General features: G+C 69.5%; 18 protein-coding genes and 3 pseudogenes. 10 read left to right on the forward strand and 11 right to left on the reverse strand.

Annotated elements, in window-relative coordinates:
• The 3 genes and pseudogenes from GA0115254_RS30645 to GA0115254_RS30655 all read left to right on the forward strand — a co-directional run.
• Positions 1-583 (forward strand): annotated as a pseudogene (locus GA0115254_RS30645) (F0F1 ATP synthase subunit beta); the annotation flags it as partial.
• Between the two features lie 111 nt (positions 584-694).
• On the forward strand, positions 695-1,069 hold the full coding sequence (locus GA0115254_RS30650) for a F0F1 ATP synthase subunit epsilon (protein ID WP_093898532.1): 375 nt from the start codon (positions 695-697) through the stop codon (positions 1,067-1,069).
• A 141-nt stretch (positions 1,070-1,210) separates the two neighbouring features.
• Positions 1,211-1,657, forward strand: coding sequence for a DUF2550 domain-containing protein (locus GA0115254_RS30655; RefSeq protein ID WP_093898567.1), 447 nt, complete (start codon positions 1,211-1,213; stop codon positions 1,655-1,657).
• A gap of 109 nt (positions 1,658-1,766) precedes the next feature.
• Here GA0115254_RS30655 and GA0115254_RS30660 read toward each other — a convergent pair whose 3' ends face one another.
• The 3 genes from GA0115254_RS30660 to GA0115254_RS30670 all read right to left on the reverse strand — a co-directional run bounded on the left by GA0115254_RS30660 (position 1,767) and on the right by GA0115254_RS30670 (position 5,657).
• Entirely contained in the window at positions 1,767-3,644 is a 1,878-nt protein-coding gene (locus tag GA0115254_RS30660; RefSeq protein WP_093898533.1) for a glycoside hydrolase family 18 chitinase, read from the reverse strand.
• Positions 3,645-3,813: 169 nt separating this feature from the next.
• Positions 3,814-4,464: a response regulator gene (locus tag GA0115254_RS30665; RefSeq protein WP_093898534.1), complete on the reverse strand. Its 651-nt coding sequence runs from the start codon at positions 4,462-4,464 to the stop codon at positions 3,814-3,816.
• Positions 4,461-5,657, reverse strand: coding sequence for a sensor histidine kinase (locus GA0115254_RS30670; protein ID WP_093898535.1), 1,197 nt, complete (start codon positions 5,655-5,657; stop codon positions 4,461-4,463). Before GA0115254_RS30670 ends, GA0115254_RS30665 begins: the two co-directional genes overlap by 4 nt.
• Positions 5,658-5,808: 151 nt before the next feature.
• Between GA0115254_RS30670 and GA0115254_RS30675 the strand changes: the two genes are divergently transcribed.
• Positions 5,809-6,351, forward strand: a complete 543-nt coding sequence (locus GA0115254_RS30675) for a hypothetical protein (protein ID WP_093898536.1) — start codon at positions 5,809-5,811, stop codon at positions 6,349-6,351.
• A gap of 54 nt (positions 6,352-6,405) precedes the next feature.
• Here GA0115254_RS30675 and GA0115254_RS30680 read toward each other — a convergent pair whose 3' ends face one another.
• The 3 genes from GA0115254_RS30680 to GA0115254_RS30690 are packed head-to-tail and all read right to left on the reverse strand — an operon-like array spanning position 6,406 to position 8,537.
• Positions 6,406-6,978: a cob(I)yrinic acid a,c-diamide adenosyltransferase gene (locus GA0115254_RS30680; RefSeq protein ID WP_093898537.1), complete on the reverse strand. Its 573-nt coding sequence runs from the start codon at positions 6,976-6,978 to the stop codon at positions 6,406-6,408.
• A gap of 13 nt (positions 6,979-6,991) precedes the next feature.
• The gene (locus GA0115254_RS30685) at positions 6,992-7,741 is read right to left on the reverse strand and encodes an ABC transporter permease (RefSeq protein WP_093898538.1); all 750 of its coding nucleotides are present in this window, start codon (positions 7,739-7,741) and stop codon (positions 6,992-6,994) included.
• 13 nt (positions 7,742-7,754) lie between these two features.
• A complete protein-coding gene (locus tag GA0115254_RS30690; RefSeq protein ID WP_093898539.1) occupies positions 7,755-8,537 on the reverse strand; it encodes an ABC transporter ATP-binding protein in 783 nt (260 codons plus the stop codon).
• Between the two features lie 90 nt (positions 8,538-8,627).
• Between GA0115254_RS30690 and GA0115254_RS30695 the strand changes: the two genes are divergently transcribed.
• The 4 genes and pseudogenes from GA0115254_RS30695 to GA0115254_RS30710 all read left to right on the forward strand — a co-directional run bounded on the left by GA0115254_RS30695 (position 8,628) and on the right by GA0115254_RS30710 (position 13,623).
• A complete protein-coding gene (locus GA0115254_RS30695; protein WP_093898540.1) occupies positions 8,628-9,269 on the forward strand; it encodes a TetR/AcrR family transcriptional regulator in 642 nt (213 codons plus the stop codon).
• Between the two features lie 185 nt (positions 9,270-9,454).
• Positions 9,455-10,303 carry a 3-hydroxyacyl-CoA dehydrogenase family protein gene (locus GA0115254_RS30700; RefSeq protein ID WP_093898541.1) on the forward strand — a complete coding sequence of 283 codons (849 nt, stop codon included), beginning with the start codon at positions 9,455-9,457 and terminating at the stop codon, positions 10,301-10,303.
• Positions 10,304-10,540: 237 nt separating this feature from the next.
• Positions 10,541-10,864: an STAS domain-containing protein gene (locus GA0115254_RS30705; RefSeq protein ID WP_093898542.1), complete on the forward strand. Its 324-nt coding sequence runs from the start codon at positions 10,541-10,543 to the stop codon at positions 10,862-10,864.
• Positions 10,865-11,113: 249 nt separating this feature from the next.
• Positions 11,114-13,623, forward strand: a pseudogene (locus GA0115254_RS30710) (ATP-binding protein).
• A gap of 53 nt (positions 13,624-13,676) precedes the next feature.
• On the opposite strand, the gene nucS reads toward GA0115254_RS30710, so the two are convergent.
• Positions 13,677-14,348: an endonuclease NucS gene (gene nucS, locus GA0115254_RS30715; RefSeq protein ID WP_093898543.1), complete on the reverse strand. Its 672-nt coding sequence runs from the start codon at positions 14,346-14,348 to the stop codon at positions 13,677-13,679.
• 262 nt (positions 14,349-14,610) lie between these two features.
• Between nucS and GA0115254_RS30720 the strand changes: the two genes are divergently transcribed.
• The gene (locus GA0115254_RS30720; RefSeq protein ID WP_014154035.1) at positions 14,611-15,003 is read left to right on the forward strand and encodes an SCO5389 family protein; all 393 of its coding nucleotides are present in this window, start codon (positions 14,611-14,613) and stop codon (positions 15,001-15,003) included.
• Between the two features lie 83 nt (positions 15,004-15,086).
• On the opposite strand, the pseudogene GA0115254_RS30725 reads toward GA0115254_RS30720, so the two are convergent.
• Positions 15,087-16,124, reverse strand: a pseudogene (locus GA0115254_RS30725) (LLM class flavin-dependent oxidoreductase); the annotation flags it as partial.
• A gap of 210 nt (positions 16,125-16,334) precedes the next feature.
• Between GA0115254_RS30725 and GA0115254_RS30730 the strand changes: the two are divergent.
• Positions 16,335-16,664 (forward strand): ATP/GTP-binding protein, encoded by a 330-nt coding sequence (locus GA0115254_RS30730; RefSeq protein ID WP_093898544.1) that lies wholly within the window; start codon positions 16,335-16,337, stop codon positions 16,662-16,664.
• A gap of 21 nt (positions 16,665-16,685) precedes the next feature.
• Here the strand turns inward: GA0115254_RS30730 and GA0115254_RS30735 are convergent, their stop codons facing one another.
• The 3 genes from GA0115254_RS30735 to GA0115254_RS30745 all read right to left on the reverse strand — a co-directional run bounded on the left by GA0115254_RS30735 (position 16,686) and on the right by GA0115254_RS30745 (position 19,703).
• A complete protein-coding gene (locus GA0115254_RS30735; protein WP_093898545.1) occupies positions 16,686-17,558 on the reverse strand; it encodes an ABC transporter permease subunit in 873 nt (290 codons plus the stop codon).
• Entirely contained in the window at positions 17,555-18,718 is a 1,164-nt protein-coding gene (locus tag GA0115254_RS30740; RefSeq protein ID WP_093898546.1) for an ABC transporter ATP-binding protein, read from the reverse strand. Before GA0115254_RS30740 ends, GA0115254_RS30735 begins: the two co-directional genes overlap by 4 nt.
• A gap of 205 nt (positions 18,719-18,923) precedes the next feature.
• Positions 18,924-19,703, reverse strand: a complete 780-nt coding sequence (locus tag GA0115254_RS30745) for an ABC transporter permease (RefSeq protein WP_093898547.1) — start codon at positions 19,701-19,703, stop codon at positions 18,924-18,926.
• Positions 19,704-19,707: the final 4 nt, after the last annotated feature.

Below are 19,707 nucleotides of genomic sequence, written 5' to 3' on the forward strand. Positions count from 1 at the left end.
GAACCTGGCCGACGAGATGGGTCTGCTGCAGGAGCGCATCACGTCGACCCGCGGTCACTCGATCACCTCGATGCAGGCGATCTACGTCCCCGCGGACGACCTGACCGACCCGGCCCCGGCCACCACCTTCGCCCACCTCGACGCGACGACGGTTCTCTCCCGTCCGATCTCCGAGAAGGGCATCTACCCGGCCGTGGACCCGCTGGACTCCACGTCCCGGATCCTGGACCCGCGTTACATCGCGCAGGACCACTACGACACCGCCATGCGGGTCAAGGGAATCCTGCAGAAGTACAAGGACCTCCAGGACATCATCGCCATTCTCGGTATGGACGAGCTCGGCGAGGAGGACAAGCTCACGGTCTTCCGCGCCCGTCGCATCGAGCGCTTCCTGTCCCAGAACACCCACGTCGCCAAGCAGTTCACCGGCGTGGACGGTTCGGACGTTCCGCTCGACGAGTCGATCGCCGCGTTCAACGCGATCGCCGACGGTGAGTACGACCACTTCCCGGAGCAGGCGTTCTTCATGTGCGGTGGCATCGAGGACCTCAAGGCCAACGCCAAGGAGCTCGGCGTCTCCTGAGCCCATGGCTCACCGAGGGGGGCGGGGTGCGTCCCGTCCCCCTCACCACGCCCCGTAGAATTGACCCAACACCCGGCATGAACGGCCGGGTGGTGACCCGAGGAGCCACCCTTGGCTGCTGAGCTGCACGTCGAGCTGGTCGCCGCGGACCGCAGTGTCTGGTCCGGCGAGGCCACCCTGGTCGTCGCGCGCACCACGTCCGGCGACATCGGCGTCATGCCCGGTCACCAGCCGCTTCTGGGTGTGCTGGAATCGGGCCCGGTGACGATCCGTACGAGCGATGGCGGGACCGTGGTCGCCGCTGTGCACGGCGGTTTCATCTCGTTCGCGGACGACAAGCTCTCGCTGCTCGCGGAGATCGCGGAGCTGGCGGACGAGATCGATGTCCAGCGCGCCGAGCGTGCGCTGGAGCGTGCGAAGTCGGACACGGACGCCGCCTCCGAGCGGCGCGCCGAAGTGCGACTGCGTGCGGTGGCGGTGCGCTAGCGCACCGCGACAACGTAGCTTTACCCTCAGCCGCGGCCCGAGCTGGAGACCTCTCCAGACCGTGCCGCGGCTGAGGCGATGCAGGTGCAGGTGCGGTTCTGGCGGTATCCGTTACTCGACGACGCGAGGAGGTCGGTGGAGATGTACCTCGCGCTGTGGGTGGGCGGGCTGGTCGTCGCACTGATCGCGGTTGGTCTCTTCGTCTTCGGTCTGCGCCGGCGGCTGATTCAGCGCTCCGGTGGGACCTTCGACTGCAGCCTGCGATGGAATGTGCCGGAGGAGCCCGATCTCTCGGGCAAGGGCTGGGTGTACGGGGTCGCCCGGTACAGCGGCGACCGTATCGACTGGTTCCGGGTCTTCTCGTATGCTCTCCGCCCACGCCGGGTCCTGGAGCGTTCCGCGATCGAGGTGGTCGCTCGTCGGCTGCCCGAGGGCGAGGAGGAACTGGCGCTCCTGTCCGACGCCGTGGTGCTCGGCTGTCTCCATCGTGGGACCCGCCTGGAGCTGGCCATGAGCGAGGACGCGCTGACCGGGTTCCTCGCCTGGCTGGAGGCGGCCCCGCCCGGGCAGAGGGTGAACGTGGCCTGAGCCCGAAGTCCGTTCGGCCCGTGTCGCAGTCGACGAAAAACCGGGGAGACAGGGGGCGGACCTGTCTCCCCGGCTGCTTTCCGGGGTTGTGCGCGGTACTGAGTGGGGGTTACTTCAGACCGTTGTTGATCGCGCCGACGAGTTCGCCGTTGGCGGTGTCACCGCTGAACTCCCAGAAGAACGCGCCTCCCAGGCCCTGGCCCTTCGCCCAGGTCATCTTGGACGCGATCGTGGCCGGGGTGTCGTAGCTCCACCAGTTGGTGCCGCAGTGTGCGTACGCCGTTCCGGCGATCGTGCCGGTGGCCGGGCAACTGGTCTTCAGGACCTTGTAGTCCTCGATGCCCGCTTCGTACGTACCGGGGGCTGCTCCGGTGGCGGTGCCGCCGGGCGCGTCCTGGGTGACACCGGTCCAGCCGCGGCCGTAGAAGCCGATGCCGAGCAGCAGCTTCGAGGCGGGTACGCCCTGGGCCTTCAGCTTGGCGATGGCGTCGGCGGAGTTGAAGCCGGCCTGCGGGATGCCGCTGTAGGAGGTGAGCGGGGAGTGCGGAGCGGTCGGGCCCTTCGCGGCCCAGGCCCCGAAGAAGTCGTATGTCATCACGTTGTACCAGTTCAGGGACTGGGCGGCGCCTGCGTAGTCGGTGGCGTCGATCTTGCCACCGGCGGAGGCGTCGGCGGTGATGGCGGCCGTCACCAGGTTGTTGCTGCCGAACTTCGTGCGCAGCGCGGAGGTGATGCCCTTCAGGGCGGCCGGGCCGCTGGTGTCGCAGGTCAGACCGCAGGCGTTGGGGTACTCCCAGTCGATGTCGATGCCGTCGAAGACATCGGCCCATCGGGGGTCCTCGACCAGGTCGTAGCAGGACTGGGCGAACGCGGCCGGGTTCTTCGCGGCCTCACCGAAGCCGCCGGACCAGGTCCAGCCGCCGAAGGACCACAGGACCTTGATGTTCGGGTACTTCGCCTTGAGCTTGCGCAGCTGGTTGAAGCTGCCGCGCAGCGGCTGGTCCCAGGTGTCGGCGACGCCGTCGACGGATTTGTCGGCGGTGTACGCCATGTCGTAGTCGGCGTAGGCGTCACCGATCGCGCACTTGCCGCCGGTCACATTGCCGAAGGCGTAGTTGATGTGCGTGATCTTCGCGGCCGAACCCGAGGTGTCCAGGTTCTTGACGTGGTAATTCCGGCCGTAGACGCCCCAGTCGGTGAAGTACCCGAGGTTGACCTTGCCGCCGGTGCCGGGGTCGGGGTTGCCGCCGCCACCGGTGGTGTGGACCTTGACCGCGCCGCTGACCGGACCGGTCTGGTCGGCGGTGTCACGGGCCTGCACGGTGTACGAGTAGTCGGTGCCCGCGGTGAGACCGGTGTTGGTGTACGTCGTACCGGTGACCGTGGCGACGACGGCGCCGTCGCGCAGGACGTCGTAGTTCTTGATGCCGTTGTCGTCGGTCGCGGCGGTCCAGCTCAGCTTGACCGAGGTGTCGGTGATGGAGCTCGCGGTGGGGGTGCCCGGCGCCGAGGGGGCGTTGTCGCCGGGGACGCTGCCGCCGTCGCAGGAGGCGCCGTTCAGCTTGCAGCCGGTGGGGGCGCCGGAGCCGGTGCCGTTGAAGCCGAAGGAGACGCTGGCGCCCGGTGCGACCGAGCCGTTCCAGCCGACGTTCTTGGCGGTCCAGTGGGTTCCGGAGCTGGTGACGGTGGCGTCCCAGGCGGAGCTGACCGCGGTGCCCGAGGGGAAGTCCCACTCGATGGTCCAGGAGGAGAGGGCGGTGGTGCCGGTGTTCTTCACCGTCCACTGGCCCTCGAAGCCGCTGCCCCAGTCGGACTTCTTGAGGTACGTGGCGGTTGCCGAGGTGGCGGCTTCGGCGGGGGAGGCCAGGCCGACCATCGCGGCCAGGGGGAGAAGCAGTGCGGTGAGGCCCGCGACCGCTCTGGATCTGGTGGCTCTTCCGGTCCCGAGTCTGAATCGGGGCCGGCGTAGGGGGGTTTCAGTGCTCAACGGTGCTCCTCGGGTGAGGTCCGGACAAACGGGGGTGGTCCGTGGACTGCAAACCCTGCGCCGCCCTGAGCACGCCTTGTCATGGCGCGCTCACCGCAGTGTGCTCGGTGAGATTAGGAAGGTCTGGACCAATCGTCAAGAGGTCCAGACCAAAGTTCGGAGCTAAACCTCAGATGCCCAACTCCTGTGCAAGTACTGCCGCCTGGACCCGGCTGCGCAGGTCCAGCTTGCCCAGCAACCTGCTGACGTGCGTCTTGACGGTTGCCTCGGCCATCGAGAGCCGTACCGCGATCTCGGCATTCGACAGCCCCGCGCCGAGGCAGCCGAGCACCTCCCGCTCTCGCCGGGTGAGTGCATGGAGTACCGCAGGGTCGGGCGCGTTCGCAGGCCGTACGGGAGTGGTCCCGGCGAACTCCGCGATCAGACGGCGCGTCACGGCCGGGGCGATCAGCCCCTCGCCGCGCGCCACCGTACGTACTGCTTCGAGCAGATCGTGCGCATCGGTGTTCTTCAGCAGAAAGCCCGCCGCTCCGGCCCGCAGTGCGCCGAAGACGTACTCGTCCAGATCGAACGTCGTCAGCACCAGCACATCCGCGAGTTGTTCGGCCACCACCTGCCCGGTCGCCGAAACCCCGTCGAGACGCGGCATCTGAATATCCATCAGCACCAGATCCGGCCGCAGTTCGCGGGCCAGGCGCACCACCTCCTCGCCGTCCCCGGCCTCGCCGACGACCTCGATGTCCGGCGCGCTGCGCAGAATGAGCACCAGCCCCGCACGGACGGCCGACTGGTCCTCGGCGACCACAACCCGAATCGTCATGCCCTCACGGTTCCTTCCTTCACGGGCAGTTCGGCCCGTACCCGCCAGATCTTCGTCCCGTCGCCGGCGCAGACCGGGCCCGCCTCGATCTCTCCGCCCAGCAGTGCCACCCGCTCCCGCATCCCCACCAGGCCGGCCCCCGACCCGGGTGCGCGCGGCCCGGGACGGTCGCCGAGCACACTGCTGACCTCCACGGTGAGCAATGGCCCGGCCCGCCCGAGCCGTACCACGACCGGGCCGGGCGCGGCATGCTTGAGCGCGTTCGTCAAGGATTCCTGGACGATCCGGAAGGTGGCCAGCTCGACCGGCGCGGGCAGCGGGCCCTGATCGCCGCGGCTGTCCTCGAAGGTGCAGGTCAGTCCGCTCGACGCGGCGTTCGTGCGGGTCTGCTCGACCAGTGCGTCCAGCGAGGCGAGCGTCGGCGAGGCGGTCGGCTCCGGGTTGGCGCCGCCGGTGCGGAGCAGCCCGATCAGCCGGCGCATCTCGGCGAGGCCGTCGACGCTGTTCTCCCGGATCACCGCCAGAGCCTCGCGCGAGGTGTCCGGGTCGTCGATGGAGAGGGCGGCGGTGGAGTGGATGGCGATCGCAGAGAGGTGGTTCGCCACCATGTCGTGCAGCTCACGGGCCATCCGGGTGCGTTCGGCGGTCACCGCCTGGGTGCGGTCCATCTCGGCCAGCAGCGCGGTCTGATCGGCGCGCAGCCTGGCGGTCTCGGCGGCGTCGCGGTGGTTGCGGACGCTGACCCCGGTGATGGCGGGCCCGAACGAGACCACGCCGGTGATGACGCCGATGAGCAGCGCCTGGGGATTGCGGAACCACGCCAGGAACCCGATCGTGACCGCGACCGTGATCAGGAAGGTGGTCACCGGGATGCGGCGGGCGGCTGCCGGTGTCCCGTACAGCACGGCCGCGTACATCAGATCCGTGAACATCAGGACCGTCGCCAGATTCCCGACCGTGAACTGGTCGGCGACCAGGGCGAGTGTGCCGATGACCAGCGCCGTCTGCGGGGCGGTCCGGCGGACCAGTTCGAGCACCGAGACGACGGCGAGCGGCAGCAGGGAGAGCCAGGGGGCGACGAAGGTCCGGTTGCCCTGCGTGTGCAGCCCGAGCAGCCACAGGGAAAGACCGCCGCAGAGACCGATGGCAGCGATGAGCACGTCGTGGCGGTGCGGGCGGGCGTTGGGGAGCACCCCCCTATCCAACACGGCGGCTTCCCTGCGGACCTCCGTACCGGGGGCGAGGTACGAGTACATCGAAGTATGCAGTCACGGTTCGTCACTGGCGACGACGATCCCGGGCGCATCGGCCGGGAGGCTGGAGGGAACGGGAAGGAGAGGTGTCGTGATCGTCACGCTGATCGTGCTCTGCGAAGTCGCCTTCTGGGTGCTGCTGGCCGCGGGGCTCGCCCTGCGGTACCCGGCGAGGAGGCCGCGGCTGGGTGCGGCCGTGCTGCTGTGCGAGCCGCTGCTGGAGGTCGTGCTGCTGGTGGTGACGGCCATCGACCTGAAGAACGGGGCCGAGCCGGACTGGAAGCACGGTCTCGCGGCGGTCTACATCGGTTTCACGGTGGGGCTCGGCCACTCCACGATCCGCTGGGTCGACGCCCGGGTCGCCCACCGCTTCGCGGGCGGGCCGCCGCCGGTGAAGCCGCCCAAGTACGGCATGGAGCGCGCGGCGCACGAGTGGAAGGTCGCGGCGCGCTGGACGGTCGCGGCCGTGACGGCGCTGGCGTTGCTGCAGGCGGCGATCTGGTACGTGGGCGGGGACGGGGATGTGACGTCACTGCAGTCGTGGCAGCAGAAGATGCTGTTCGTGATCGGGATCAACGTGGTCATCGCGGGGAGCTACACGGTGTTCCCGAAGCGGGAGGGGGCGGGGCGCTGAGAAGCCGGACGGGCTTGATCTTCAAGCCCGTCCGCCGTCTGAGGGCAACAACCGCTACCGCTCGCCGCCAGGTACCCACAGCACGTCGCCGACCTCCTTGTTCGCCGTCCTCGCGAGGATGAACAGCAGGTCGGAGAGGCGGTTGAGATACGTCGCCGTCAGCGCGTTCATCACCTCGCCGTGCACCTCCAGGGCCGCCCACGTGGACCGCTCCGCACGCCGGACCACCGTGCACGCCTGGTGCAGCAGCGCCGCCCCGGGCGTACCGCCCGGCAGGATGAAGCTGCGCAGCTTCTCCAGCTGCTCCAGGAAGTGGTCGCAGTCCGCCTCCAGCTTGTCGACGTAACTCTGCTCGACCCGCAGCGGTGGATATTTCGGGTCCTCGACGACCGGTGTCGACAGATCCGCGCCCACGTCGAACAGGTCGTTCTGCACGCGGACGAGGACCTTCACGACCTCCTCGGAGAGCTGCCCGAGCGCGATCGCCGTACCGATGACGGCATTGGCCTCATTGGTGTCGGCGTACGCGGAGATCCGCAGATCGGTCTTGGCGGTCCGGCTCATGTCGCCGAGGGCGGTGGTGCCCTGATCGCCGGTGCGGGTGTAGATACGTGTCAGATGGACCATGTGGCCAGCCTAGTTATGCACCGGCCCTGCGGAATACACGTGTGCCCACCGTCACGGCGAGTGCCGCGAAGCCGAGGGCGACCAGGACGCCGTACAGCATGGAGGCGGTGGCGTACCGACCGATGTACGCGTCCCGGATCGCGTCCGCCGGATAGCGCAGCGGCATGAAGTGGGAGAGGACGTCCAACCAGCCGGGCGCGAGGGCCATCGGCAGCATCAGGCCCGACAGCAGCATCGACGGCATGGAGACCGAATTCACGATCGGGCCGAATTCCTGCGGCCGCTCGACCTTCAGCGCCATCGCGTACGAGAGGGAGCCGAGGGAGATGGTCAGCAGGGCGACGAACGCGAACCCGACGAGCACTCCGGCAAGCGGCGCCCGCAGACCCATGAGCAGCGCGGCAAGAACCAGCAGCACCGCCTGGAAGACGAACAGAGCGGCATCCCGCAGCACCCGGCCCAGCAGCAGCGCGAGGCGGCTGACGGGCGTGACGCGCATCCGTTCCACGACCCCGTAGTTCTTCTCGATGATGATCGAGAACCCCGAGAACAGGGCGCCGAACAAGCTGAGTTGAAGCAGCAGCCCCGGCACGAGCACCTGCCAGGAACTGCCGCGCGATCCCAAGGGCAGGTTGGTCAGGAGCGGTCCGAACAGCAGGAGGTAGAGCAGCGGCATCAGCACGCCGAAGAGGATCTGGAACCTGGAGCGCAGGGTCTGGCGGGCGTAGCGCCCGAAGATCAGCGCGGTGTCCTGCAGAAGCATGTCTCTCAACGTCCTATACGGCTACGGGGGTGGAGTCCACCGGCGCCGGGCCGCGGCCGGTGATGGCAAGGAACGTGTCCTGGAGGGTCGCGTCGATCGAGCCGCCGTGCGCCAGCTTCAGCGCGCTCGACGTGCCCTCGGCCACCACGACGCCCCTGTCGACGATCACGAGCCGGTCGGAGAGCACGTCCGCCTCGTCGAGGTAGTGCGTGGTCAGGAAGACCGTGGTGCCGTGCTCGTCGCGCAGTCGGCGGACCAGGTCCCAGAGGTCCGCCCGGCTCGCCGGGTCCAGACCCGTCGTCGGCTCGTCGAGGAACAGGACCCTGGGGCGGTGCGTGAGCCCCAGGGCGATGTCGAGGCGGCGCCGCTGGCCGCCGGAGAGCGCCGCGGTCCTGCGGTCCAGCAGGTCCGCCAGATCCAGGTCGCGTGCCAACTCCTCGGCACGCTCGATCGCTCGGGGCTTTGTCAGGCGGTAGAGCCGCCCTTGGGTGACCAGTTCCTCCCGCACGGTCACATTCGGGTCGACACCTCCGGACTGCGCCACGTAGCCGACGGCTCGACGCACTCCGACGGGGTCGGCGGCCAGATCGCAGCCGGCCACGGTGGCCGCGCCGCCGGTGGGCGGCAGCAGGGTCGCGAGCATGCGCAGGGTCGTGGTCTTTCCGGCCCCGTTCGGGCCGAGGAAGCCGAGGATCTCGCCCGGCGCGACGGTCAGGTCGATGCCGCGCACCGCCTCGACCGGGCCGCGTTTCGTCTGGAAGGTACGGGCCAGACCGGCCGTACTGATGATGGTCATGCGCCCAGAAAAACAGAGTGACTGAAATTTTGCAATGACACCAAAAATTCAGTCACGCCAAAATGAGCCCGCGCCGCCTACGATGTGGCCATGGCAGAGGGGCTCAGGGAGCGAAAGAAGCGGCAGGCCAGACAGCACATCTCGGATGTGGCCACGGGGCTGTTCCTGGAGCGCGGGTTCGACGCGGTGACGATCGCCGAGGTCGCCGAGGCGGCCGATGTCTCCGTCAACACGGTCTACAACTACTTCCAGGCCAAGGAGGACCTCTTCCTCGACCGGGCCAAGGGCGGCGTCGCCCGCCTCTCGCGCTTCGTACGCGCCCGCGACAAGGGCGAATCCGCGGCCGTCGCGGTGCTGCGCGAGCTGCGGGGCGAGGTGGAGGCGGTGTCGGCCCAGGTGGGCCTCATCGACGGCTACGACCGCTTCATGAAGGTCGTGGAGGGGGCGGCCGGGCTCCGGGCCCGGCTGTGGCACATGCAGCAGGAGAGCCTGGTGCTCCTTGAGGAGACCCTGCGCGAGGAGACCGGCGCGCCGCCGGACGACCCGCTGCCGTCGCTGATGGCCGGGCAGATCAACTGGGTCCACACCACCCTTCTGGCACTCATCGGGCGCGAGGTGATGGCCGGCCGTCCCCTCGACGAGGTCTCCCGCGAGGCCCTCGGCCTACTCGACGACATGGAGGACCTCTTGAGTGAGAAGGTCCTCAACTACGCCCTGCGCGGCGACGGGTGAGTCGTACGGGCACGCGAGTGCTGTCGGCGGTGTGATGTCCGTCATGTGAGACGTGACGCGCATCTCTTCGCGGTCACAGGGCCCCTCACGGGTACTAATCTCCGCCGGAGAGCATGTGAACAACCGTTAGGACCGGCCGTGCAGGGACCAGCTGCAGAGGCGAACAGAAACCAAGGGGTGCAGACGTGGCCAGGAAGCTCGCCGTCATCGGAGCCGGACTCATGGGATCCGGCATTGCGCAGGTCTCCGCCCAGGCGGGCTGGGACGTCGTGCTGCGTGATGTCACCGACGAGGCCCTGACCCGTGGTCGTGACGGCATCAAGGCCTCGTACGACAAGTTCGTCTCCAAGGGGAAGCTGGAGGCGGCCGATGCCGATGCCGCGCTGGCCCGCATCATCACCACCACCGACCTCGACGCGGTTGCCGACGCGGATGTGGTCGTCGAGGCCGTCTTCGAGAAGCTCGAGGTCAAGCACGAGATCTTCCGGGCCCTCGACAAGATCGTCCGGGATGACGCCGTCCTCGCCTCCAACACCTCCGCGATCCCGATCACCAAGATCGCGGCCGTGACGGAGCGCCCCGAGCGCGTCGTCGGTGTGCATTTCTTCTCGCCGGTCCCGATGATGCAGCTCTGCGAACTCGTGCGCGGCTACAAGACCAGTGACGAAACCCTCGCCACCGCACGGGAGTTCGCCGAGTCCGTCGGCAAGACCTGCATCGTCGTCAACCGTGACGTGGCCGGCTTCGTCACCACCCGGCTGATCTCGGCGCTCGTCGTCGAGGCCGCCAAGCTGTACGAGTCGGGCGTCGCCACGGCCGAGGACATCGACATCGCCTGCAAGCTGGGCTTCGGGCACGCCATGGGGCCGCTGGCCACGGCGGACCTGACCGGTGTCGACATCCTGCTGCACGCCACGAGCAACATCTACACCGAGTCCCAGGACGAGAAGTTCGCCGCTCCGGAGCTGATGCGCCGGATGGTGGATGCAGGTGACATCGGCCGCAAGAGCGGGCAGGGCTTCTACACGTACTGATCGTTTTTCGGACCTCCGGTTGCCTGATCTGTCGTCGGTCAGGCCGGGAGGCCCGGGGGGAGTCTCCCGGAATCGGTGGATCCGTATGGGTCCTGGCCGGGCCTTGGTCACTCCGCGGGGTGATTTCGGTATCGGTTCGCTTACAGACGGCAACTTCCCTGTCTCTGCCGCAGTCAGTTGTGGGAGAGACAGAACAGACAGACGAACCTTGCTACGGAGCGATTCCGGGGAGCGCATATGCACATCAGGGGCGACCACGCCGAGCTGGTCGTCGGGGGCCGCCTCGACGTCCGAAGCGCGGCGGACGCCCGTACGGCCCTGCACGCGGCCCTCGACAACGGCGTCGGTGACCTGGTGCTCGACCTGACCGAGCTGGATTCCTGGGACGCCACCGGGCTCGGCGTCATCATGGGTGCACACCGCAGGGCCGGTCGGGCCGGGCGGCGGCTGGTCCTCCGTGGCGTGCCGCCGCAGATGCAGCGCCTGCTGGTGGCGACCCGGCTGCACCGCATTCTGGCCATCGAGGGCGGAATCGCCGCAGATTCCCTGCCGCGCGTGTAGGGCTTGTCCGGCCCCGACCCGGTGGGCGGGCTCTGACCGTGTGGCGCGGCCGAAGGTGCACAATCCGCACGAGAAAGTGCGCTTCGGACGGCTTGGCCCCCCGACTGTGTGCGGGCACCGCGCGACGGTCTAGGGTTCGGCCGTCCGCCGATTGACGATCCCACCAGGCGGACACCGGACCAGAAGCGACAGCGGGGCGTGCGAGGCCGGGAGGGGCAATCGTGCGCGACGCGTCTGGGGGCTTTGGCGATGGACCCGACACACCGGGGGCCGGAAGAGTACGGCCGGGACAACGACAGCTTCGGTGAGGGAACCGGCCGACGGCGGCCGTCCAGCGACCCGTCCCCGAGCTCTCAGCTCCGTTCGAGCAGGGGAGGCCCCATCACTCCGGAGTTCGGTCAGCAGACGTCACAACAGGCGCGCGTCGTCCGGCTCATATCGGGTGACTACCTCCTCACCGTCAACCCGGTCGACGGCAGCGAGGTCGAGCTGTGCCCGCCGGGGGAGCAGCCCGATCCGCCGGTCCGGCGCACCGCGGCCGAGCGCGCCGACCGCGAACGCGCCACCGCACCGCCCGTGCCGCCGGGGCCGCCCGCCCCCAGCTGCCCCTCCTGGAGCGGGCGGAAGAGCGTGAACGGCTGGCACGCCTGCTGGCCCGCGGCCGCTCGGTGCGGCTCACCGGACCGGCCGGATCCGGCCGTACGGCACTGCTGAACGCCGTCGCCGCCGACTGCGCGGACCTCGCACCGGACGGAGTCGTACGGCTCTCCGGCTACAAGCGGACCGTCACCGACCTGCTGTACGGGCTCTTCGAGGCCGTCCATGACGCGCAGCTGCACCGGCCCGACCGCGCGGGTCTCCTCGAAAAGGTCCGGAGCATCGGCGCCGTCGTCGTACTCGACGACCTGGAATTCGGCGGGGCCGCCCTGGACGAGCTGCTCGACGCCACTCCGGAGTGCGCCTTCCTGTTCGCGACGACTCCGGATGTCGCCGCACCCACCCCGGACTCGCACCTCGAAGAGGTCTTCCTCGCGGGCCTCGGCCGCAGCTCCTCCGTCGACCTGCTGGAGCGGGTCGTCGAGCGTCCGCTCACCGAGGAGGAGGCGAACTGGGCGGGAGACCTCTGGTTCGAGTCCGAAGGGCTGCCGCTGCGCTTCGTCCAGGCGGGCGCCCTGCTGCGCCAGCGCGACATGCTGCGCACCGACCCCGACGCGTACAGCGGCCTCGAAATCCGGTCCCTCGACGCACCCTTCGGGCACGACGAGGACGTCGACGGAGTCCATATACCGCTGCCCAGCCTCGGCGAGGGCGCGGCGCCCGCAGCGCTGCTCGCCTCACGGCTGAGCGGGCCCGCCCGCGACACCCTGCGCTTCGCGGTCGCGCTCGGCGGCGAGGTGCCGCACCAGGCACATCTGCCCGCGCTCGTGGGGGACACCCACGCCGATGCCGCGCTCGGTGAACTGGCCGGCTGCGGACTGCTGTCCCCGGCCGGTCCCCGCTACCGGCTGGCCGCCGGAGTCCTCGCCCAGCTGGAGGCCGCCGGATACGGCGACGACAGCATCGACCGGGCCCGGACGGCGGCCCAGCACTATGCCTGGTGGACCGGGCACCCCTCGGTCACCCCCGCACGGGCGACCGCAGAGGCCGACGCGGTCGTCGCGGCGATGGCACAGCTCGTCCCCGGCGACGGGGCGGGGCAGACCAGCGTGGCCGTGCTGCTGGCCCGCAGCGCCTCCCCGGCCTTCGCGGCAGGACTCCACTGGGGTGCCTGGGAGAGGGTCCTGCGGATCGGCCAGGAGGCGGCCAGGATCGCCGGAGAGGTCGCCGAAGAGGCGTACTTCCACCATGAGTTGGGCGTCCTCGCACTCTGCACCGGCAATCCGGACCGGGCCAGGGCGGAGCTGGAGACCTCGATCAGCATGCGCGGGGCGCTCGCCGACAAGTCGGGCGCGGTGGCCGGACGACGCGCGCTCGCCCTGGTCGAGGACCGCTCCGGCGGTCCGCTGCCCGGCGGACCTGTCCCGGTGGGCGATGACGTGCCGGCCGCGCGGTACGAGGAGCCGGTGCCGCCGCCCGTCGGCCCGACGGCGGCCGTGACGCAGACGCTGTCACGGCCGTACGAGGACGCCACCGCGGTGATATCCCGGCAGGGCGCCCCCGCAGCCGCCTCAGGTGCGCGGGGAGGCCGTTTCGGAGCGCTGGGCGGGGCCCGGCGCAATCTGGTCGCGGCGGGCGTGGGCGTCCTCCTGGCCGGTGTGCTCGGCACCGTGGTGGTGCTGGGGATGCCATCGGGCGACGCCCAGGGGAATCCGGGTGTCACGACCGAGCAGCCGGCGGGCCAGGACGACAGCGTGGACGGGGGCCCGGCCGACGGACCGACGGACGGCTCGACCCCCGGAGACACGGCGTCCGGCGGCAGCGCGGTGACGCCGGGTCCGTCGGGCAGCCAGGCCACGCCAGGCGCGAGCGGTACGCCGTCCACGGACTCGACGGGGCCGAGCAACACGCCGTCGTCGGACACACCGTCCAGCGACAAGCCGTCGTCGGGCAAGCCGACCAAGTCGTCCAGCCCGACGAAGTCGTCCACGCCGACGAAGTCGAGCAGCCCGAGCCCCACTCCGACGGAGACCGACTCCCCGGACCCGACGGACTCGGCAACCGAGACCCCGCCTACGTCGCCGAACACCTCCGACTCGGCGAGCGGGCCTTCTTCGTCGTCAGCGGCGGCCAGTGCGGACAGCAGTCCGACCGTGGCCTGAACGGAGCACTGCGGGCGCCGGACGGGCCATGCACGTCCGGCGCCCGCCGAACGTCAGAACAGGCGCAGCTTGTCGTCCTCGATGCCGCGCAGCGCGTCGTAGTCGAGCACCACACAGCCGATCCCGCGGTCCGTCGCCAGCACCCGCGCCTGCGGCTTGATCTCCTGCGCCGCGAAGATGCCCTTCACGGGGGCGAGGTGGGGATCGCGGTTGAGCAGCTCCAGATAGCGGGTCAGCTGCTCCACGCCGTCGATGTCGCCGCGCCGCTTCAGCTCCACGGCCACGGTCTGGCCGTCGGCGTCCCGGCACAGGATGTCGACCGGTCCGATGGCGGTGAAGTACTCACGGCGGATGAGGGTGTAGCCCTCGCCGAGTGTCTCGATCCGGTCAGCGAGGAGTTCCTGCAGATGTGCTTCGACGCCGTCCTTGATGAGGCCCGGGTCGACACCCAGCTCATGGGACGAGTCATGGAGGATTTCCTCCATCGTGATGATCAGTTTCTCGCCCGCTTTGTTGACCACGGTCCAGACGCCCGCGGTGTCGTCGGCGCCCTCCTTGAGGGTGCAGGGCGGTGACATCCAGTTGAGGGGTTTGTACGCCCTGTCGTCGGCGTGGATCGACACGCTCCCGTCCGCCTTCACCAGGATCAGACGGGGAGCGGAGGGCAGGTGGGCCGTGAGCCGGCCGGCGTAGTCCACGGAGCAGCGGGCGATGACGAGACGCATGGTCGGCAACGCTACTCGACGACGGGTGCTCCACGCGATTCTCCCTCCGCCGCCCTTCCGGGCCCCGGACCGGGGTCCCAGGGGCTTGCCCCTCTTTGCTCCCCTTCGTTATTGGCCGGTTGTGTTCCCAATCTCCTGGTGCGGCCAGGACTGCACCCTTACCGTGGAAGCAGGAGGTCGCCGTCTGTGCACGCTGCGTCGCCGTCCTCCTTCCCTGCCCGTAAGGCCCCGGCCCGGCGTCGGGGTCGCGAGAGGAGAACCCATGTCGCTCGACGTCTCACCGGCGCTGTTGGAACAGGCCGAGCGAGGCGAGGTCGACGAAGCCGACTTCGTCGACTGCGTCCGGACCTCCCTGCCCTACGCATGGGAGATGATCAGCTCTCTGGTGGCTCAGCTGAAGGTCGACGGCGGACAGTTCGCCGACAACCAGACGCCCCCGCCGGACGAGCAGGCACGTGGTCAGCTGCTGCGCGCGCTCGCGAGTGATGCGATACGTGGCGCTCTGCAGCGGCACTTCGGGGTGCGTCTGGCATTCCAGAACTGCCACCGCGTCGCGGTGTTCCCGCTGGACGCCTCGGTCGACGAGCGTCTGGCCCGCTTCACCTCGGTGAGGGGCCAGTTGCTCAATCAGTCGCCCGAACTACGGGACTGCTAAACGCTTCTGCTGCCGTTCCGGGCCGCAGGAGGTGCAACTGGCTCCGGGACGGCAGCCCCCGTACCTCTTACGACTGCTTGTGTGAGCAGCGGCAGTACTTCGGTGCCCAGCCGCGCTACGTTCTCCTCCGTGGCCGCCAGATCTCCCGAACCCTCCACCAGGAGCGCGAAGCGGGTGATGCCTGTCCGCTCGGCGGTGGCGGCGAGCCGGTCGGCCGCGAGCCGGGGCGGTCCCACCGGGTGAAGGCCGCACAGCAGCTCCGTATAGGCGACCGGGTCGCGCATCACCCGGTGTCGGCCGTCGACCGTCACATGGGCGTCCAGGCCCTGTCGCAGCCAGCCCGGCATCGCCTTCACGAGCGTCTCCACGGCGTCCTCGGCACGGTCGGCGATCTGGGCCACTCCGGCAGACACGTGTCCGGCCTCCCGGACGCTCTCGGGCGAGCGGCCCGCGGCGAGGGCGGCGGAGCGCCACAGGGCGACCATCTCGGCCTTCTCCTCGTCCCCGCAATGCATACCGAGCAGCATCGGCAGACCGTTCTGTGCGGCGAGCCGCACCGTCTTCGGCGAGGTGCACGCGACGATGACCTCGGGACCGCCGGGGCTCTCGCCGCCGTCCACGTCGAGCAGCTCGTCGGCCCGGGGGACCACCGCCACCTCGCGGAAGCCGTACCGCTCCCCGCTCCCCGCCACGCGGGGTTTGCCCAGCCAGTCGAGCAGCAGTTCCAGGGACTCCGGGAAGCCCTTCTCGTACGCCTCCAGGCCTCCTCCGAACACCTCCAGATCCACCCAGGGGCCGCCCCGGCCGACGCCGAGCGTGAACCTGCCGCCGCTGGTGAGATGGAGCAGCGCGGCCTGTTCGCCCAGCGCGACCGGGTGCTGGGTCGGCAGCACGCTCACAGCCGTACCCACCCGGATCCTCCGGGTGCGGCCGAGCAGCAGCGCGGCCAGGGTGACGGCGGACGGGCAGACCCCGTACGGCACGAAATGATGTTCTGCCAGCCAGACCGAGTCGAGCCCGGATTCCTCCGCGACCTCGGTGGACCGGATCGCGCGATGCAGCGCTTCTCCCGGCCCCTGTCCCGGAAACTGGGCTGCCAGTACGAACGTTCCCACACGCATCGCCAATTACCTCCTTGCGGCCGACGCGGCTCTCCCCTACCGGCAACAACGCCTGACACGTGCCAAAGGCACGGTCCGGGGGCAGGTTGTTGCGATTTTCCGGTAACTCACCCCGTCCGGGACGCCGTCCTGTGCAGTGCGGGACACCTCGCTCGGCCAAATGGCCCTACGCTTGACGGGAACTGCCCAGCCTGCCCCGTGAGGTGTCACGTGTCCCCGCGCCGCAACCGCCCCCGAGGCGGCGAGAGTCCCCACGACAGCCCGACGGAGCCGGGGGCCCGCTACGGCGGCGGTGGACGCACCGAACAGTGGCAGGGCGAGGAGTGGTCGGTCCGCCCGGTCAGCGGCGCGAGCGCGGCCGGCAAGCGGTATCGCTGCCCCGGCTGCGACCAGGAGATCCCGTCCGGCGTCCCGCACATGGTGGCCTGGTCCGAGTACGGCGGGATCGACGACCGCAGGCACTGGCACAAGGCCTGCTGGAACGCGAAGGACCGCCGCACCACGCAGGTGCAGCGGTCCAGGAACGCGCCTCGCTACTGAGCTCCGGCTGCTGGTGACCGGTCAGACGTCGCGCTTCTCCAGCGACGCATAGGCACCGGCCAGAGCCACGGCCGTGACGCCGAGCATGATCCACAGCGGATCCCAGCCGGACGGCCCCGACCCGGTGACCGAGGTGTCGTAGAACGCGCTGAGCTGGCTGGGAATGGAGTACTCGAAGAGCGCCTGCCGCAGGTCGCTGAGCGAGTCCGAGAACATGAACATGGCCAGCACGAGCGGCAGCAGTACCACCCCGATCATGATCGTGATCGCACCCGCGGAGTGCCGGATGAGAGCGCCGATCGCGAGCGAGAGCAGGCCCAGCGTCGCGATGTAGAGGCCGACGCCGACAGTGGCGCGCAGCCAGGCGTCACCGGTGGGCGCCTTGCCGTCGAGCATGGCCGTGTGCAACGCGCCGACCACCGCGGTCGTCACGGTCGTGATGACGAAGGTGAGCAGGAAGAAGACGATCGCCTTCGCGGTCAGCACCCGAGCACGGCTGGGGCAGGCCGTCAGCGTCGTACGGATCATGCCGGTGCCGTACTCGGAGGCGATGGTCATCACGCCGAGCGTGATCACACAGATCGAACCGAGCAGCACCCCGAAGAAGCCGAAGCTGAGCACCGGCGTGTCGCCGACGTTGGCGTCGGCGGTATTGACCGCGATCGCCGCAAGCAGGCCGAGGCCGAGGAGCAACACGATCATGACGCCGAGCGTCCACATGGTGGAACGCACCGAACGGATCTTGGTCCACTCGGAGGCGAGGGCGTCGCCGAGGGTCGCGCGGCGCACCGGGATCGGTGAGGCGTAGAGCCCGGCCGGGGCGTCCTGCCGGGTCTGCTGCGGGACCGGGGCCTGCTGCTGGTACGGCGCCTGCGGGGTCGGCGGTGTGGTCATCGGGCGTCCTCGCTGGTCTCGCGCTTGGTCAGGTCTGCGGGGGCTGCGGCGGGCGCCGCCTGGGCTGCAGGGGCCGGGGTGGCGGGCGCCGCCGGAGCTCCCGCGTACGGGTTCTGTCCGGGCGGCGGCGGGGCGTACCAGCCCTGCTGCGGCATCTCCGGCACCGGCGGCTGCGGCGCCCCGTGACCGGGCTGCTGCCCGTACCCTCCGTGCACCGGCTGCTGCAGCCCGGCCTTCTGGTCCACCGTCGAGCGGTAGTCCACGGCGCCCTGCGTCATCCGCATGTACGCCTCCTCGAGCGAGGCCTGGTGCGGCGAGAGCTCCCACAGCCGGACGTCCGACTCGTGTGCCAGATCACTGATCCGCGGCAGCCGCAGACCGGTGATCCGCAGGGCCCCGTCCGGCTCCGACATGACCTGGCCGCCCGCCTCGGTGAGCGAGGCGGTCAGCTTCTCCCGCTGCTCCTGCGCACCGTCCGCGACCCGTACCCGGGCGAAGTCGGCCGAGTTGGCGGAGATGAAGTCCTTGACGCTCATGTCGGAGAGCAGCTGCCCGCGGCCGATCACGATCAGATGGTCGGCGGTGAGTGCCATTTCGCTCATCAGATGGCTGGACACGAAGACCGTACGGCCCTCCGACGCGAGCATCTTCATCAGATTGCGGACCCAGAGGATGCCCTCGGGGTCCAGACCGTTGACGGGCTCGTCGAAGAGCAGCACCTGCGGGTCGCCGAGCAGCGCCGCCGCGATGCCGAGCCGCTGGCCCATACCGAGCGAGAAGCCCTTGGACCGCTTCCGCGCGACGTCGTGGAGACCGACGACACCGAGCACCTCGTCGACGCGGGCGGCCGGGATGCCCGCGAGCTGGGCGAGCGAGAGGAGGTGATTACGGGCGCTGCGCCCGCCGTGCACCGCCTTCGCGTCCAGCAGCGCACCCACCTGCCGCGGAGCGTTCGGCAGACTGCGGAAGGGGTGGCCGCCGATCGTGACATGGCCGGAAGTCGGTCGGTCCAGGCCCAGCATCATGCGCATGGTGGTGGACTTGCCCGACCCATTGGGACCGAGGAATCCGGTGACGGCCCCCGGCCGCACCTGGAAGGAAAGGTTGTACACGGCCGTCTTCGCGCCGTAGCGCTTGGTCAGGCCGACTGCCTCGATCATGCTTCAGCCCCATCGACTTCGTCTGTCGTCGGGGCCCAGGCCGTCCGGCCGCACGCCCCCCGTAAGAGTTAGGAGGATATCCAGGCCTTGACGGTTCCGGCCAAGTAGTCATGAGAGCGCATCGCCTTCCCGGCAGAGCGGACGGAGCGCTTCCGGGACGATCAGGTCTTGCGTCCACCCACCGGCCATGGGTCCCGTCCACCGGTCATGCGTCCCGCTTCTTCAGCACGAGATAGCCGCCTACCAGCGCGGCAGCCACCCAGGCGATCAGAATGCCGAGCCCGCCCCACGGCCCGTACGGAGCGGGGTTGCTGTTCATGGCATCCGGAACAACCTGCATGATCTTGGATCCGGCCTGGTCGGGGAAGTAGCGAGCGACCTTCTTCGTACCCGGGACCGCCGACAGGATCTGGGAGACCAGGAAGAAGAACGGCATCAGGATGCCGAGCGACAGCATGGAGCTGCGCAGCATCGTCGCCACACCCATGGAGAAGATCCCGATCAGGCCCATGTAGATGCCGCCGCCGACGACCGCGCGCAGGACATTCTCCGCACCGATGTCCGTGTGATGGTCGCCGAGGAGGGACTGCCCGAGGAAGAACGAGACGAAGCTGGTGGCGATGCCGACCACCAGGGCCAGTACGCCGGCCACCGCGACCTTGCTGAAGAGGAACGAACCGCGCTGGGGCACGGCCGCCAGCGAGGTGCGGATCATGCCCGAGCTGTACTCCGTACCGACCACCAGCACACCGAAGACGACCATGGCCAGCTGGCCGAGGACCATGCCGGAGAAGCTGATGAGGGTCGGGTCGAAGGTGGCCCTCTCGGCGGGCGGGAGGTCGTCGAACTGGGCGTTCATCAGGGCGCAGAGTGCCGCACTCATCGCGACGGTGACGACGAACGCGGAGATCAGGGTCCAGACGGTCGACGAAACCGTACGGATCTTGGTCCATTCGGAGGTCAGGACCGCGGGTACCGATGCCATCGTC

This window comes from Streptomyces sp. Ncost-T10-10d, from assembly GCF_900091955.1.
In the GTDB taxonomy this organism is placed as follows: domain Bacteria; phylum Actinomycetota; class Actinomycetes; order Streptomycetales; family Streptomycetaceae; genus Streptomyces.